14 protein-coding genes are annotated in these 13,588 nt (G+C 71.5%); 7 read left to right on the top strand and 7 right to left on the bottom strand.

What is annotated here, in order from left to right:
- Positions 1-27: 27 nt before the first annotated feature.
- Positions 28-855 (top strand): poly-gamma-glutamate hydrolase family protein, encoded by an 828-nt coding sequence (locus O7627_RS12505; protein ID WP_278093671.1) that lies wholly within the window; start codon positions 28-30, stop codon positions 853-855.
- Positions 856-1,180: 325 nt separating this feature from the next.
- On the opposite strand, the gene O7627_RS12500 is transcribed toward O7627_RS12505, so the two are convergent.
- Complete coding sequence (locus tag O7627_RS12500; RefSeq protein WP_278093670.1) at positions 1,181-1,570, bottom strand: DivIVA domain-containing protein; 390 nt, start codon at positions 1,568-1,570, stop codon at positions 1,181-1,183.
- A 157-nt stretch (positions 1,571-1,727) separates the two neighbouring features.
- On the opposite strand from O7627_RS12500, the gene O7627_RS12495 reads away from it, so the two are divergent.
- The 4 genes from O7627_RS12495 (at position 1,728) to O7627_RS12480 (ending at position 5,143) form a co-directional block, all read left to right on the top strand.
- A complete protein-coding gene (locus O7627_RS12495; protein WP_278093669.1) occupies positions 1,728-2,591 on the top strand; it encodes a DUF5919 domain-containing protein in 864 nt (287 codons plus the stop codon).
- A complete protein-coding gene (locus O7627_RS12490) occupies positions 2,588-3,421 on the top strand; it encodes an inositol monophosphatase family protein (protein WP_278093668.1) in 834 nt (277 codons plus the stop codon). Before O7627_RS12495 ends, O7627_RS12490 begins: the two co-directional genes overlap by 4 nt.
- Before the next feature lie 58 nt (positions 3,422-3,479).
- Positions 3,480-3,956, top strand: coding sequence for a hypothetical protein (locus O7627_RS12485; protein ID WP_278093667.1), 477 nt, complete (start codon positions 3,480-3,482; stop codon positions 3,954-3,956).
- Positions 3,957-4,312: 356 nt separating this feature from the next.
- A complete protein-coding gene (locus tag O7627_RS12480; RefSeq protein ID WP_278093666.1) occupies positions 4,313-5,143 on the top strand; it encodes a class I SAM-dependent methyltransferase in 831 nt (276 codons plus the stop codon).
- On the opposite strand, the gene O7627_RS12475 is transcribed toward O7627_RS12480, so the two are convergent.
- Entirely contained in the window at positions 5,144-5,962 is an 819-nt protein-coding gene (locus O7627_RS12475; RefSeq protein ID WP_278093665.1) for a helix-turn-helix transcriptional regulator, read from the bottom strand.
- Positions 5,963-6,100: 138 nt separating this feature from the next.
- Here O7627_RS12475 and O7627_RS12470 point away from each other — a divergent pair, with 138 nt between their 5' ends.
- Entirely contained in the window at positions 6,101-6,856 is a 756-nt protein-coding gene (locus tag O7627_RS12470; protein WP_278093664.1) for an SDR family NAD(P)-dependent oxidoreductase, read from the top strand.
- Positions 6,857-6,860: 4 nt separating this feature from the next.
- Here O7627_RS12470 and O7627_RS12465 read toward each other — a convergent pair whose 3' ends face one another.
- From O7627_RS12465 to O7627_RS12450, 4 genes are all read right to left on the bottom strand, one after another.
- Positions 6,861-7,676 carry a hypothetical protein gene (locus tag O7627_RS12465; RefSeq protein WP_278093663.1) on the bottom strand — a complete coding sequence of 272 codons (816 nt, stop codon included), beginning with the start codon at positions 7,674-7,676 and terminating at the stop codon, positions 6,861-6,863.
- Between the two features lie 162 nt (positions 7,677-7,838).
- Positions 7,839-9,047 (bottom strand): D-mannonate dehydratase ManD, encoded by a 1,209-nt coding sequence (gene manD, locus O7627_RS12460; RefSeq protein ID WP_278093662.1) that lies wholly within the window; start codon positions 9,045-9,047, stop codon positions 7,839-7,841.
- A 36-nt stretch (positions 9,048-9,083) separates the two neighbouring features.
- Entirely contained in the window at positions 9,084-9,410 is a 327-nt protein-coding gene (locus tag O7627_RS12455) for a hypothetical protein (RefSeq protein ID WP_278093661.1), read from the bottom strand.
- 175 nt (positions 9,411-9,585) lie between these two features.
- The gene (locus O7627_RS12450; protein WP_278093660.1) at positions 9,586-10,734 is read right to left on the bottom strand and encodes a glycosyltransferase; all 1,149 of its coding nucleotides are present in this window, start codon (positions 10,732-10,734) and stop codon (positions 9,586-9,588) included.
- 329 nt (positions 10,735-11,063) lie between these two features.
- On the opposite strand from O7627_RS12450, the gene O7627_RS12445 reads away from it, so the two are divergent.
- Complete coding sequence (locus O7627_RS12445; RefSeq protein WP_278098258.1) at positions 11,064-12,287, top strand: multidrug effflux MFS transporter; 1,224 nt, start codon at positions 11,064-11,066, stop codon at positions 12,285-12,287.
- Positions 12,288-12,309: 22 nt separating this feature from the next.
- Here O7627_RS12445 and O7627_RS12440 read toward each other — a convergent pair whose 3' ends face one another.
- Positions 12,310-13,521, bottom strand: coding sequence for a hypothetical protein (locus O7627_RS12440; protein ID WP_278093659.1), 1,212 nt, complete (start codon positions 13,519-13,521; stop codon positions 12,310-12,312).
- Between the last annotated feature and the right edge of the window lie 67 nt (positions 13,522-13,588).

The raw sequence follows: 13,588 nt of genomic DNA, 5'->3' as shown, positions 1-13,588 counted from the left end.
CACCACCATCCACAGGAGACGAAGCCCGTGAGCACCAGCAGGCGTGCCGTACTCGGCATGATCGCCACCGCCGCGGTGGCCGGTCCTCTCGCGGGGCTGTCAGCCCCCGCCCCCGCCCTCGCCGCCGATCTGTACGACTCCAACACCGACCTGTACGCCGACCCGAACCTGACCGAGGGCGTCGACTACGCCCGCCGCTACCGGCGGCACGCCCTGCTCGACAACACCGACGGCCAGGCGTTCCCGTTCCCGCGTACCGCGATCATCGCCCCGCACGGCGGTGGGATCGAGGCCGGCACCTCGGAGCTGTGCCTGGCCATCGCCGGCTACCACCCGGCCACGCTGGCGGTCACCCCGACCGGCGGCGTCGTCCACGACTACTGGATGTTCGAGGGCATCCGCTCCGGCGGCAACGCCGACCTGCACGTCACCGCGACGCACTGCGACGACGTGCCGGCCCTGTCGGTGGCGGCCAGCGCGCTGAACGTGGTGGCCCTGCACGGCTGCACCCCGGCCTCGGCGGGCCTGTCGTCGACCGCGCAGGCGGTCGCGGTCGGCGGGCGCAACGCCGCCTTCCGCGCTCAGCTGATCGCCGCGTTCCAGGCCGCCGGCTTCACCGCGCTCGACGCCACCACCATCCCGGCCCTGGCCGGCACGGCGGTCGACAACATCGCCAACCGCGCCCTGCTCGGCATGGGCGCCCAGTTGGAGATCACCACTCCCCTGCGGACGGCGATGTTCGGCACCAACACCCGCCCCCAGCGCCGCCACACCACCACCCAACTCTTCTGGGACTTCGTAACCGCCACCCGCCTGGCCATCACCCAAACCGAAGCCACCCAACCCATCCCCTGACCCCACCCCTGCCTGATCGCGAAGGGTTCGGGTCGTGCGCGCGACCTGAACCCTTCGCGATCACTGAGCTGGCGGTTGGCAGCAGCCGAGGTGGGCGGCCGGGAGGGCGCACGGGTGGGCGATCCGCCGCCGGGTCCGAGAATCCTGGCGTCACACCACACCCGGGTACGCAGAGACTGCTCGTCTTCCTCGGAGAGGCTCGTCGCACCGAAGTCGAGCACGGGTAGCTGGGTCAGCGACGCGCGCAACGCGGTGACCAACTCCACGGCGGCGTGCCGCGAGGTGAGCGCGGTCGGCAGGTGGATCACCCAGCGGGTGCCGCCGCTCACCACCGCCCCCTGTTCCGGCTTCCCCGTTCGGGCTCATCCCCGCCGGGTCCACCGCCACTGCCACTGCGACTGCCGCCTTCGCTGCCGGTGGCGTCGACGGCGCGGGGACGGGCCGCCCCGGAATCAGCGGACCTCGTGACCGGTCCGAAGTCCGGGTCGGCGAACTTGCAACCGATGTGGCGGGTCCGCCACTGCCACAGCCCCTGCCGGATCCGCTCCAACTCTTTCGACGTGGTCCGCACCTCCCGCAGCAGGCCATCCATCTCGTCGGCGACCTGCCGCAGGTACCCGTACACCTCATCGGGGTCGAGCCCGCGCCACCGTCGGCCGAACGTGGCCGTCCGGACCTGGTAGGGAGCGATCCGATTACCCGTCCGATACATCATCGCGCCACTCCAGACACCTCGTTCATCCGTGCTGGAGCCACCCTGACAAACCAGACGATCACCAGGAACGACTACCCGCTGCACTTGTGTGGCACCTTTTCCGCCACCGCTGCCGGTAGGCTGCACAGAGACCGGTCTCGACTCGATCGGAGGCTGTATGACGACCGTGCAGCGCTGGACCGGTCGGGAGACCAGGGCGTTACGGCAAGCACAACGCATGAGTGTTCGCGACTTCGCCAAGCACTTGGGGGTCGGCGAGCGAACTGTCTCCAAGTGGGAGGCCGGCCATTCAGGCATCTGCCCCCGTCCGGAGATGCAGGCCGCGCTTGATACCGCTCTTGCCCAGGGGTCCGACGACGTCCAGGACAGGTTCCGATCAGCCCTGGGACACCCCGCCGCCGCGTCACGAGACAGCCCGGAGGGCCCTTCGGATCCGTTGTCGATCGGCTACGGCACGGCTCCGCAGGACCACCTGCCGCACGAACACCTCGCCGACCTCACGGCGGTCTACACGAATCGTGCTGAACTCTCGACACACATACCGGTCGGGAAACTGCTCGACGGAGCGCGTGACGTTAGGGCAGTTGGCTTGTCATTGAACGTGCTGTGTCAGGACTACGCGGACCGTCGCTGGCACGCACTTGTCGAGGGCGGCGCCCGCATCCGCTGCCTGTTTCTCGATCCCGCAGGCTCGGCGCTGCGGGCCAGGGAGGCTGAAGAGGGCTTCCCTGCTGGACACCTGGCTGCCTTGACGAAGCTGAACATCGAGACCCTGACTCGGGTTCGGGGCCGGCTGCCGGATGAGGTCCAGGGGAACATCGACATCGCCACCTACGACGAAACAATCCGGTTCAACATCGTCCTCGTGGATGGCCTGTGCGTCGCGCAGCCCTACCTGCCCGAAAGCCGCGGGGTTGACTCACCGGCCTTTGTGATCAAGCGTCGCCCGGACGCGCCCGGGCTCTTTCCGGTGTTCGAGCAGGTATTCGAATCACAGTGGGAGCGAGGGCGGAGGCTGTGACCGAACTCGGTCGGCTGCTCCCGCTCGCCGTCCAGGCTGTTGAGCGAGCCAGCCTGGTGATGCGGCATCGGCCAGCAGGAACCCTGACTGCGAAGGGCGATCGGGACCTCGCGTCGCAGGTGGACTTCCAGATCGAGCGCGACCTTCGCCTGTTTCTCCGCGACGAGACGCCCGAAATCGGGTTCCTCGGTGAAGAGGAGGGCGTCAGCGGGTCAGGCGAACTGCAGTGGGCGCTCGACCCGGTGGACGGGACAGTGAACTTCGTCCGCGGCCTACCCCTCTGCGCGATCTCGCTCGGGCTGATTCGCGGCAGGCGACCGGTCCTGGGCGTCATCGACCTTCCGTTCCTCGACCGCCGCTATACGGCCGCCGAGGGCCACGGCGCACAAGCGAACGGCCAGCCGATCAAGGTCAGCGACACGGCATCACTGACCGAGGCCATCGTGGCGATCGGCGACTACGCCGTAGGCCCGGACGCCACGAGCCGGAACCGGTCACGTCTCGCGCTGACCGCCCTGCTCGCCGCAGCGGCTCAGCGAGTACGGATGACCGGCTCGGCGGCGCTCGACCTCGCCTGGCTCGCCGAGGGAAAGTTCGACGCCGCGCTCACTCTGTCGAACCATCCGTGGGACATGACGGCCGGAGTCGTGATCGCCCGCGAGGCCGGTGCGGTGATCCTCGACCAGGACGGATCAGCCCACTCCAGCGACTCGATGGCCACCATCGCCGCCACACCGCTGCTCGCTGATCAGGTACTCCAACTGGTGAACCTGGCGGAGTCGGCGCCCGCTCGATCACGGCAGGCACGCGGGCGGAACCCGACCGATTGACCGTGATAGCGGGGTGTCTACTCCATTTCGTCTCCATCAGCGCTCCAGGAAGTAGCCGGTGGGCTTCGGCTTCCAGGGCGGCGAACTCCTCGGCCGCCTCGCGGTCAGCCTCCGCCAGTTCACGGGCGCGACGGTCGGCGTCGAAATCGTCGAAGTGCTCGTGGGAAATCTTCTGCATGTCGCTCTGAGAGACTCGTCCGGCGTCGGCCAGCAGTCGGCGCTCGTTGAAATCCAGGAAGCGGTCGGTCTGGACCACCCATTCGGCCATCCGGATCTGCTGGCGCCGCCGGGTCCGGTCCTCCCCGAAGTCGAGGAACATCGTGGTCAGCCGGTTCAGCTCATCCAGCTCGCTCGCGTTCAGGTAGTTCTTCGACACGGTCACGTCGCTCTTCCGCACCCGGGATCCGGGCCAGTTGGTCAACCCATGTTCGGCGCCTTCGCCCGCACCACGATGAGTTCGGCGGCGGTGTGGCCCGTGACGGCGTACACCAATTTGTTGGATTGTCGCGAAGAAGGTGCGGGCCAGGTCGCTTGAGCCGTCGTAGTCGACGCTGGTCTGCGCGAACAGATCCCGGACCTTCTGGTAGAAGCGCTTCTCGGAGGCCCGGATGTCCCGGATCCTCGCGAGCAGTTCGTCGAAGTAGTCGTGGCCGCCCGGCTGCTTCAGTCGCTGGTCGTTGAGGGCGAAGCCCTTGACCAGGTACTCCCGCAGGACTGTCGTCGCCCACTGCCGGAACTGCGCGGCCCGTGCCGACCTGACCTGGTACCCGATCGCCAGGATCATCTCGCCGGTCGGCTCGGACACGACCGATCCTCGCGTACCTCGATGTGGTCTGGCGCGTACCCGAATTTGGTTGGACGGACCCGCACGGCTGTGCCAGGGTACCGGGCGTGACCGCGGACTATCGGACGGTGAACCGGGCCAACTGGGACGAGCGGGCGCCCGCGCACGCGGCATCGCCGGACTACGGCATCGAGCGCTATGTCGACGATCCGGAGCATCTCAGCGACGTGATCCGGTTCGACCGGCCCCGGCTCGGCGAGGTGGCCGGTCTGCGGGTCGTGCACCTGCAGTGCCACATCGGCACCGACACCCTGTCGCTGCACCGGCTCGGCGCCCGGGTGACCGGGCTGGACTTCTCCGGCGCCTCGCTGGCCCAGGCCCGCGCGCTGGCCGCCCGCACCGGCGCCGACATCGACTTCGTCGAGTCCGACGTCTACGACGCGGCACAGGTGTTGGAGCCCGGCGGCTTCGACCTGGTCTACACCGGCATCGGCGCGATCTGCTGGCTGCCGGACATCCGGCGGTGGGCGCAGGTGGTCGGCGCGCTGCTGCGCCCCGGCGGCCGGCTCTTCATCCGGGAGGGCCACCCGATGCTGTGGGCGTTGGACGAGGCCCGCACCGACGGGCTGCTGGCGGTCGAGTACCCCTACTTCGAGCGGCCCGAGCCGCTGGTCTTCGACGAGCCCGGCACCTACGTCGCCACCGACGCCACCTTCACCCACAACCTGACCCACGAGTGGAACCACGGCCTCGGTGAGATCGTCACGGCGCTGCTCGACGCGGGTCTGGACCTCACCATGCTGCAGGAGCACGACAGCGCGCCGTGGAACGCCCTGCCCGGCGTGACCGAATGCGACGAGCGCGGCGAGTGGCGGCTGCGCGACCGGCCCTGGCGGCTGCCGATGACGTACACCCTGCAGGCCCGTCGCCGCCCCTGATCAGCCGAGCAGCCGGTCGAGCGCGGCGGCGGTGGCGTCGTCGGCCGGCAGGTGCACCAGCAGTCGCTGGTCGGCGGGGTCGGGAAGATCCAGGATCTCGTACGCCAAGCGCAGTTCGCCGGCCTCGGGATGGCACAGTCGCTCGACGCCGGTGCGGCGGGGCACCGTGGGCGGCCCGTGGTACCGGTCGGTGAACGGCGCACCGGCCGTGACGGTCAGCTCGTCGACGAGCCGGTCCAGATGCGGGTCGCCGCGCCCGGGCAGGCGCAGGTCGGCGACGAGCCGGTCGGCCAGGTCGGCCCAGTCCGGGAAGGCGTGCCGGGCCCGGGCATCGGTGAAGACGAATTCGACCAGGCTCGGCGGATCGGCGTCCAGCACCCCGAGCGGTCCGGCGAGGCGGGCGTACCCGCTGGTGTGGGCGAGGATCTCGCCGAGCCGGTTGAGGAGCACGGCCGGCCCGGGTTCCAGCCGGTCGAGCAGCGCCCGCACGGTGGGGCGGACGGACCGGGCCGGCGGCTCGGCCTCCATGCACGGCAGGCCGCCGTCCGCGCTCTTGGACATCATCCGCAGGTGGACCCGCTCCTCGACGGGTAGCCGCAGCGCGTCGGCGAGCGCGGCGAGCACCTGCGGCGAGGGCCGGCGGTCCCGCCCCTGTTCGAGCCGGGTGAGGTAGTCGACGCTCACGCCGGCCAGGGTCGCCAGCTCGGCCCGACGCAGCCCGGGGGTCCGCCGCCGGCCGCCGGGAGGCAGCCCGACCTGCGCCGGCGTGACCGCCTCCCGACGGGTACGCAGAAACGATCCCAGCTCGTTGTCGCTCACTGTCGAAAGGTTACCGCCGCGACCGGCGGCGATCCTGGCCCTGGCAGGGCCAGCCTCAACGCGGCCTGGCTGTCCCGGACCCGATCCGGCAGCGTGGCATCGGCAGCGAGCTGGGAACGACAATCACGGGGAGTACACATGGATCTGGGTCTACACGGTCGTACCGTCATCGTCACCGGGGCCTCCGGCGGGCTGGGGCGGGCGATCGCCCGCGGCTTCGCCGCCGAGGGCGCCGAGGTGGTCCTCACCTACCACCAGGACCGGTCCGCGGTGGAGAAGCTGGCCGGCGAGATCGGCGACCGCGCGTTCGTTATCCGGTACGACATGGGCGCCGACAACGCGGCGAGGAAACTGGTCGACGCGGTGCTCGACCGCGCCGGCCGGATCGACGTGCTGGTGAACAACGCGGTGCGGTGGGGCAGCTCGGCGCCGGATCCGGACGCCCGCTTCGAGAGCGTGCCGGACGCCGAGTGGCTCACGGTGCTGCGGACCAATGTCGAGGGTGCGCTGGGGCTGAGCCGGGCCGTCGCGCCGGCGATGCGCGAGCACCGTTGGGGGCGGTTGGTGCACATCTCGTCGAGCCTCGCGGTCGACGGTGCCGCCGGTTCGGAGTACTACGCCGCGGCGAAGGCGGCGCTGCACGGCTTCAGCCGGTCGGCCGCGTTCGGGCTGGGTGGCAGCGGGGACATCCTCTCCAATGTGGTGATGCCGGGCCTGACCCGGACCGACACGAACGGGATGATCGTGGACGCGGCCGGCGGGCACTACGCGGCGCTCAGCCCGCTGCGGCGGCTGCTCGACGCCGACGAGGTCGCCGGGCCGGTCGTCTACCTGGGGTCGGCCGCCAACACCGGCATCACCGGCCAGGTGGTGGCGGTGACCGGCGGCGCGTAGCCGGTCAGCGGCCGCAACCGACCCGCTGGGCGCCGAGCGCGATGTCGTCGATCCAGAGGTCGAAGTGGTCCGGCGTGGGGCCGCCCTGGTAGAGCTGCCAGCCGATCTTGACGGTGTTGGCGTCGGGCAGCACGAAGTCGACCGGGTTGCCGCCGTGCTCGGTGGTCGTCACCGTCATCTCGGGCTGGGGTACGCCGTCGATCCAGACGTCGATCCGGTTGTCGGCGCCCCGCCAGCGCCACTCGAAGCACTGCCAGCGGTCCTCGACCGTGGGCGCCGACTCGCGCCAGTTGGTCCAGTCGCCGGTCGGGCCGCCGTCGGCGCCCACGCCCCAGAACGAGCCGGCCAGCGGCGGCGCCCACTGGCCGCCGATCGGCCGGACCACCTCGGCGCTGCCGGCGCCGGTCAGCTCGACCAGGGTGAAGTGCGCCCAGTCCGGCGCGGTCGGGAAGGCGTCGACCTTGATCCGTACCCGGCCGTGGTGGCTGTTGCCGGGGGCGGCGAAGTCCTCGACCTTGAGGAAGGCCCGCCCGTTGCCCTCGGTGTGCACGTGCAGCGCCTTGCCGTGCCGCTGACGCTGCACGGCGAGGGTGCCGTGGCTGGTGTCGACCCCCCAACGCAGGGTGGCCGGCCCACCGACCGGCAGCCGTTCGAAGTCCTCACAGAACAGCAGGTTGCGGTGCGACCGGTCGCGGCACCCCGCGTCACCGGCCCCGGCACCGGCCGTGCCCGCCGCACCGGCCTGGACGCCACCGGCGCCGAGCAGGATCGCCGTGAACATGACTGCGAGGGCCGCCAGCCGGCCGCGCGACTTCACCATGGCGACAGAGCATGACAGACATCGATGGGTTGGCGCCACCCCGATGGTTTCGGCCGGGTGGCACGCACCTTCCCCGCAACCCGACCGTCCGGGCCAGGTAACGGCCATCCCGGCCGACCCGCCGCCACCGCCCCGCCCCCGGAGCTGACCGGCGGCGTCCCGCTACCACGAGTGCATCGAGCCGTCCTCCAGGCGGTTCACCGGCAGGGCCTTCGGCTGGTACGGGTACTTCGCGGCCAGTTCCTCGTCGATGTCGACGCCGAGGCCCGGCTCCTCGGACGGGAGCAGGTAGCCGTTCTCGAACCGGTAGCCGTGCGGGAAGACCGCGTCGGTCTCGCCGGTGTGCCGCATGTACTCCTGCAGGCCGAAGTTCGGGATGCTGATGTCCACGTGCAGCGCGGCGGCCATGCAGACCGGGGAGAGGTCGGTGGCGCCGTGCGAGCCGCTGCGGACGTGGTGCAGGGCGGCCAGGTCGAAGATCCGGCGCAGGTGGCTGATCCCACCGGCGTGCACCACCGTGGCCCGGATGTAGTCGATGAGCTGCTCGGTGATCAGCTGCTGGCAGTCCCAGACCGTGTTGAACACCTCCCCCACCGCGATCGGGGTGGTGGTGTGCTGGCGGATCAGCCGGAAGCCCTCCTGCAGCTCGGCCGGGACCGGGTCCTCCATCCAGGTCAACGCGTACGGCTCCAGGCTCCTGCCGAGCCGGGCCGCCTCGATCGGGGTGAGCCGGTGGTGCACGTCGTGCAGCAGCTTCAGGTCCGGGCCGAACTCGTCGCGGACCCGGGCGAAGACCGACGGTACGGTGTTGAGGTACCGCTCGGTCGACCAGACCGCCTCGGTGGCGATCGCCGCGTCGGCCGGCTCGTAGAAGGTCTTGTCCCCGCTCACCCCGTAGGTGGCGGCCAGCCCGGGCACGCCGGTCTGCACCCGCACCGCCCGGTAGCCGCGCTCGACGTACCAGGCGACCTCGGCCAGCACCGCCTCGGCCGTCTCCGCGTTGGCGTGCCCGTACACGGTGACGCCCTCGCGGGACCGGCCGCCCAGCAGCCGGTAGACCGGCAGCCCCGCCACCTTGCCCAGGATGTCCCAGAGCGCGGTGTCCACCGCCGCGATGGCGCTCATCGTCACCGGACCGCGCCGCCAGTAGGCGCCCTTGTAGAGGTACTGCCAGGTGTCCTCGATCCGGGCCGGGTCGCGACCGATGAGCGCCGGCACGACGTGCTCGGTCAGGTACGCCGCCACCGCCAGTTCGCGGCCGTTGAGGGTCGCGTCGCCGACCCCGGTCACCCCCTCGTCGGTGACGATCTTCAGGGTGACGAAGTTGCGTCCCGGGCAGGTGACGATGACCTTCGCGTCGGTGATCCTCATTCCGACATCTTGCTCGGTCCCCACCCGGACTGTCGATCAGCGGGCCACGGACCGGCCGGCGGCCGGAAACGGCTCATCGCCGAAGATCGCCGCCCAGACCAGCCGTTGCTGGTCGTGGACGGTCCGTTCCGCCAGGTCGATCGGCGGTTCCAGCCCGATCGCCGAACTCCAGGACGCGGCGGTGAACGCGCCGGTGCGGATCGCGGAACCGAACTCGTCCCGCAACCACGGGTACCGTCCGGCCCGCACCACCTCGCGCAGGTCACCGAGGGTGTGGGAGCTCAGCCCGCCCCCGTAGATCCGCAGGATCTGGATGAGACGCAGGCTCACATCGCCGGGATCACCGGCGTGTCCGGACGCCACTACGACCACCTCAGCCCATCGTTACCGACCGGTTCGCTGGAGATGGCCGTCAGCGTAACCTCCCGTTACGGACGGGTCGCCGTCCTATGTGGCGCAGGTCTTGTCCGGACGGCTAGTTCTACGGGTACGAGCGGGTCCCACGGGTACGAGCGGGTCCCACGGGTACGAGCGGGTCCTACGGGTACGAGCGGTCAGCCGGCACGGCGGTGGTGGCGGGAAGTCCGTGCGCGGCCAGGAACCCGTCTACCGAGGCGGACCAGGGAAAGTCCTCGGCCCGGCGGCGGGCCGCCGCCCGCCGCTCGCCGATCGACCGGGACGCCAGGTCAACGACCGCGTCCGCGTACGCCGGACCGTCGCCGGGCACCGCGACGCCGGCCGTGCCGATCACCTCCGGCAGGGCGCTCTCCGCGCTCGCCACGACCGGCGTGCCGCTGGCCAGCGCCTCCAGCGCCGCCAGTCCGAAGGTCTCCACCGGACCCGGTGCCAGCACCACGTCGGCGGTGGCCAGCAACCGGGCGATCAGGACCCGGTCGCTGACGTGGTTCTCGAACCGCACCGGCAGGCCGGCCCGGCGGGCCTCAGCCCGCATCCGGGCCTGCCGAGGTCCACTGCCGACGACGACCAGGACCGCCGGCACCGCCCGGTCGCGCAACTCGGCCAACGCCGCGAGCACCCGTTCCGGCTTCTTCTCCGGGGAGAGCCGCGCGCAGTGCAGCAGCAGCAACTCACGGCGGGCGGCGTAGCGGTCGCGTAACGCCTGGTCGTACCGGTCGGGGCGGAAGTGGTCGAGGTCGACCCCGAGCGGCACCCGGACCACGTTGGCCGCGCCGACCCGATGGAACTCCGCCGCCGCCCACGCGGTCGTGCAGACCACCCGGTCGTAGCCGCCCGCGGTGGCCACGTTCATCCGGTCGGCGAGCCGGTCGACCGGCAGCCGACCGCCGGCCGGCAACCGCAGCAGTCCGGCCAGGGTTTCGTGCGAGACCATCACCGACGGTACGCCGTGCCGGGACGCCCACCGGCCGGTCCACCGCAGCGTGGTCCGATCGGAGACCTCGATCCGGTCGGGCGCCAGTCCGTCCAACACCCGACGCAGGCGCTTGCGGTCCAGCAGCACCCGGTAGCCGCCGGTGCCGGGGACCACCGGCCCGGGCAGCGTGACGACGAGACCCTGCTCGGTGTCCCGCCAATCCGGTTGCGCCCCCGGTACGATGAGTACGGGCTCGTGGCCGGCTGCCCGGTAGCCCGCTCCGAGTTCCCGCAGCGCGGTCCGCAGGCCACCGGAGTTGCCGGTGACGAAGTTGGCCAGCCGAACGATCCTCATGCTGACTCCCAGTCGACGATCGTGATCGGCATGACAACAAGGTGCCGCGAGCCGGTCGGCACCACACCACGGCGTCATGACAGGTCGGCGAACTGTCGATGACAAGCCGCCATCTCACGTTCCCGCGCGTGTGAGCTCAGTTACCTCTCCACCGCTGGGGAATGCCGGTCTGCCTCAGGAGTTGCTGCCAGATGGATCGACGAAAATCCGGGCCGGCCCCGGCGGGTGTGCCACCGCCGCCATCGGCCCCGCGAACGGGGGATCGAATGACAGTCACCGCGCACGAGACGACGACGGCCGCCCCACCGGCCGGCACGCCCGGGGAGCTGATGAGCGGTCGGCAGCGGGCCGGCCTGGTGCTGGTGCTCGGCTCACTGATCGCGATCGGCCCGCTGACCATCGACATGTACCTGCCCGCGCTGCCGGCGATCACCGACAGTTTCGGGACGACCTCGGCCGCGGTGCAGCTCACCCTCACCGGCACGCTCGCCGGTCTGGCCCTCGGCCAACTGCTGATCGGCCCGCTCTCCGACGCGGTCGGACGCCGGGCGCCGCTGATCGCCGGCCTGGCGCTGCATGTCCTCGCGTCGCTGCTCTGCGTGATCGCGCCCAACATCGCCGTGCTCGGCGCGCTGCGGGTCCTGCAGGGACTCGGCGTCGCCGCGACGTCGGTGGTGGCGATGGCGGTGGTGCGGGACCTGTTCAGCGGGTCCGCGTTCGCCGGTCTGATCTCCCGCCTGATGCTGGTGATGGGTGCGGCACCGATCCTGGCTCCGACGCTGGGCAGCGCCCTGCTGAGCTGGACCGACTGGCGGGGCGTGTTCGTGGCGCTCGCCGGGTTCGGCGTACTGCTGGTGGTCGTCGCGGTGGTCGGGCTGCGGGAGACCCTGCCGGTCGCGCGACGCCGCCGCGGCGGGGTTCTGGACACCGTCCGCGTCTACCGGTCGTTGCTGCGGGACCGGGTCTTCGTCGGGCTGGTGATCGTCGCCGGGATGTCGATGGCCGCGCTGTTCGCGTACGTGGCGGGTTCGTCCTTCGTCTTCCAGGAGCGGTACGGCCTCAACGAACAGGAGTTCGGGGTGGCATTCGGGGCCGGCGCGGTCGGGCTCATCCTGGCCACCCAGCTCAACGTCCGGCTGCTGCGCCGGTTCGCGCCGCAGCAGATCCTGCTCACCGCCCTGTCCGTCGGATCAGTCGCCGGGCTGGCGCTGATCGGCTTCGCCGTGACCGGACTCGGCGGTCTGCCGACCATCCTGGCCTCGCTCTGGGTCGTGCTGGCGGCCGGCGGCCTGGCCATCCCGAACGCGCCCGCGGTGGCGCTGTCCCGGCACGGGGAGGCGGCCGGCACCGCCGCCGCGCTGCTCGGTTCGGTGCAGTTCGGCGTCGGCGCGGTGGCGGCCCCGATGGTCGGCGTGCTCGGCAACGGCAGCGTGGCGATGGCGTTGGTGGTCGCGGGCGGGATGTTCGCGGCGCTGGCGGTGCTCGTCCTGGTCGTCCGCCCGGCCCGGTTGGATCCGGTGGAGCCGCGGGTCGTCGCGGTGGCCACGCACTGAGAGAACCCGTGCCGGCCGGTCGTCAGCCGAGCTTCGAACCGGTGACGGTCGGCCGGCCGGCCCCGAGGTAGAAGATCCCGGGCAGGCCCTGGGTCTCGAACCCGTCGCTGGGGTTGCGGCGCAACTGAGAGCTCTCGATCCGCAGGGTGCCGGTGCGGTCGTTGCTGACAAAGAAGAGCGCGCCCCCGCCCTCGTTGGCGCTGTTGTTCTCGACGACGCTGCCGGCGATGCGGACGGTGAACCGGTTGCCGTCGCAGTAGATGGCCCCGCCGCTGCCGCCGCCCGGTGTTCCGGCCTTGGCCGGGTTGGCGCCCCGGCCGACCGCCTCGTTGTGGCTCAGCACGCTGTTCAGGATCACCCAGGAGACGCCGATGCTGCTCAGCGCGCCGCCGTTGGCGCAGGAGCCACCCTGGCCGGCGGCGCCGCCGAACGTGCTGCCCACCACGTACACCGGCTTGTCCTGGTGTTGGTCGAGCACCCGGATCGCGGCGCCGCCGAGGTCGGGGCCGGTCCGGTCGCACCGGTTGCGGACGAACCGGGAGTTGACCACCTTGAACCGCCCCCCGCGTACGAAGATCGCGCCACCTCCGCCGCCGTCGGTCGTGGCGCCGGTGGAGTTGCCGTCGGCGAAGGTCAGGTTCTGCACGGTGAGCCGGGGGTGGTCCTGGTCGTTGCAGTGCGAGGTGGTCCAGCCCTGCGCCTCGTCGCAGGTGTTCTGGTAGAGAATCCGCCGCTTGCCGCTGCCACTGAGGGTCACCAGGCCGCCGCCGTCCAGCACGACCTGCGGTCCGTTGCCGTTGCGGACCTTTGCGGTGGCGGTCATCGTGATGGTGACCGGGTCCGGCCCGCAGTCGAAGGTGATGATGCCGCCCGCGGCGACCGCCGAGACGACCGCGCGGCTGGTGCAGCTCGCCTTGGTGCCGTCGCCGATGACCCGGGTCGGTCGGGAGGTGTCGACCGCGCGGGCCTCGGCGGGGACGGCGGCCCGACCGGCCGGATTGCCCGGCGCCGGCGGTTTCCGCGGCCGGCGGCTCGCTGGCGCGGTGGGGCTGGCGCTCGGGGCGGCGCCGAGTCCGCTGGCGCCCTCGGCGGTCGGTGGCGCGGTCGATCCGACGGCGTCGGGTCCGGCCGCCGCGCCGTCGGGCGTCCCGGCCGGCTCGGCCCGGGCGCAGCCGAGTGGGAGGGCGGTGAGCGCGCAGAGCAGGAGCACGGGCAGGCGGGCGGCGAGACGCATCCGGCGATGCTAAGCGGCCGGTGGCGGTCGGGCCAGACCACGAACCGGCACCGCCGGCCGACCGCCC

It is taken from the genome of Solwaraspora sp. WMMD1047 (assembly GCF_029626155.1).
Lineage (GTDB): Bacteria > Actinomycetota > Actinomycetes > Mycobacteriales > Micromonosporaceae > WMMD1047.
This window is presented reverse-complemented; position numbering and strand designations above follow the sequence as displayed.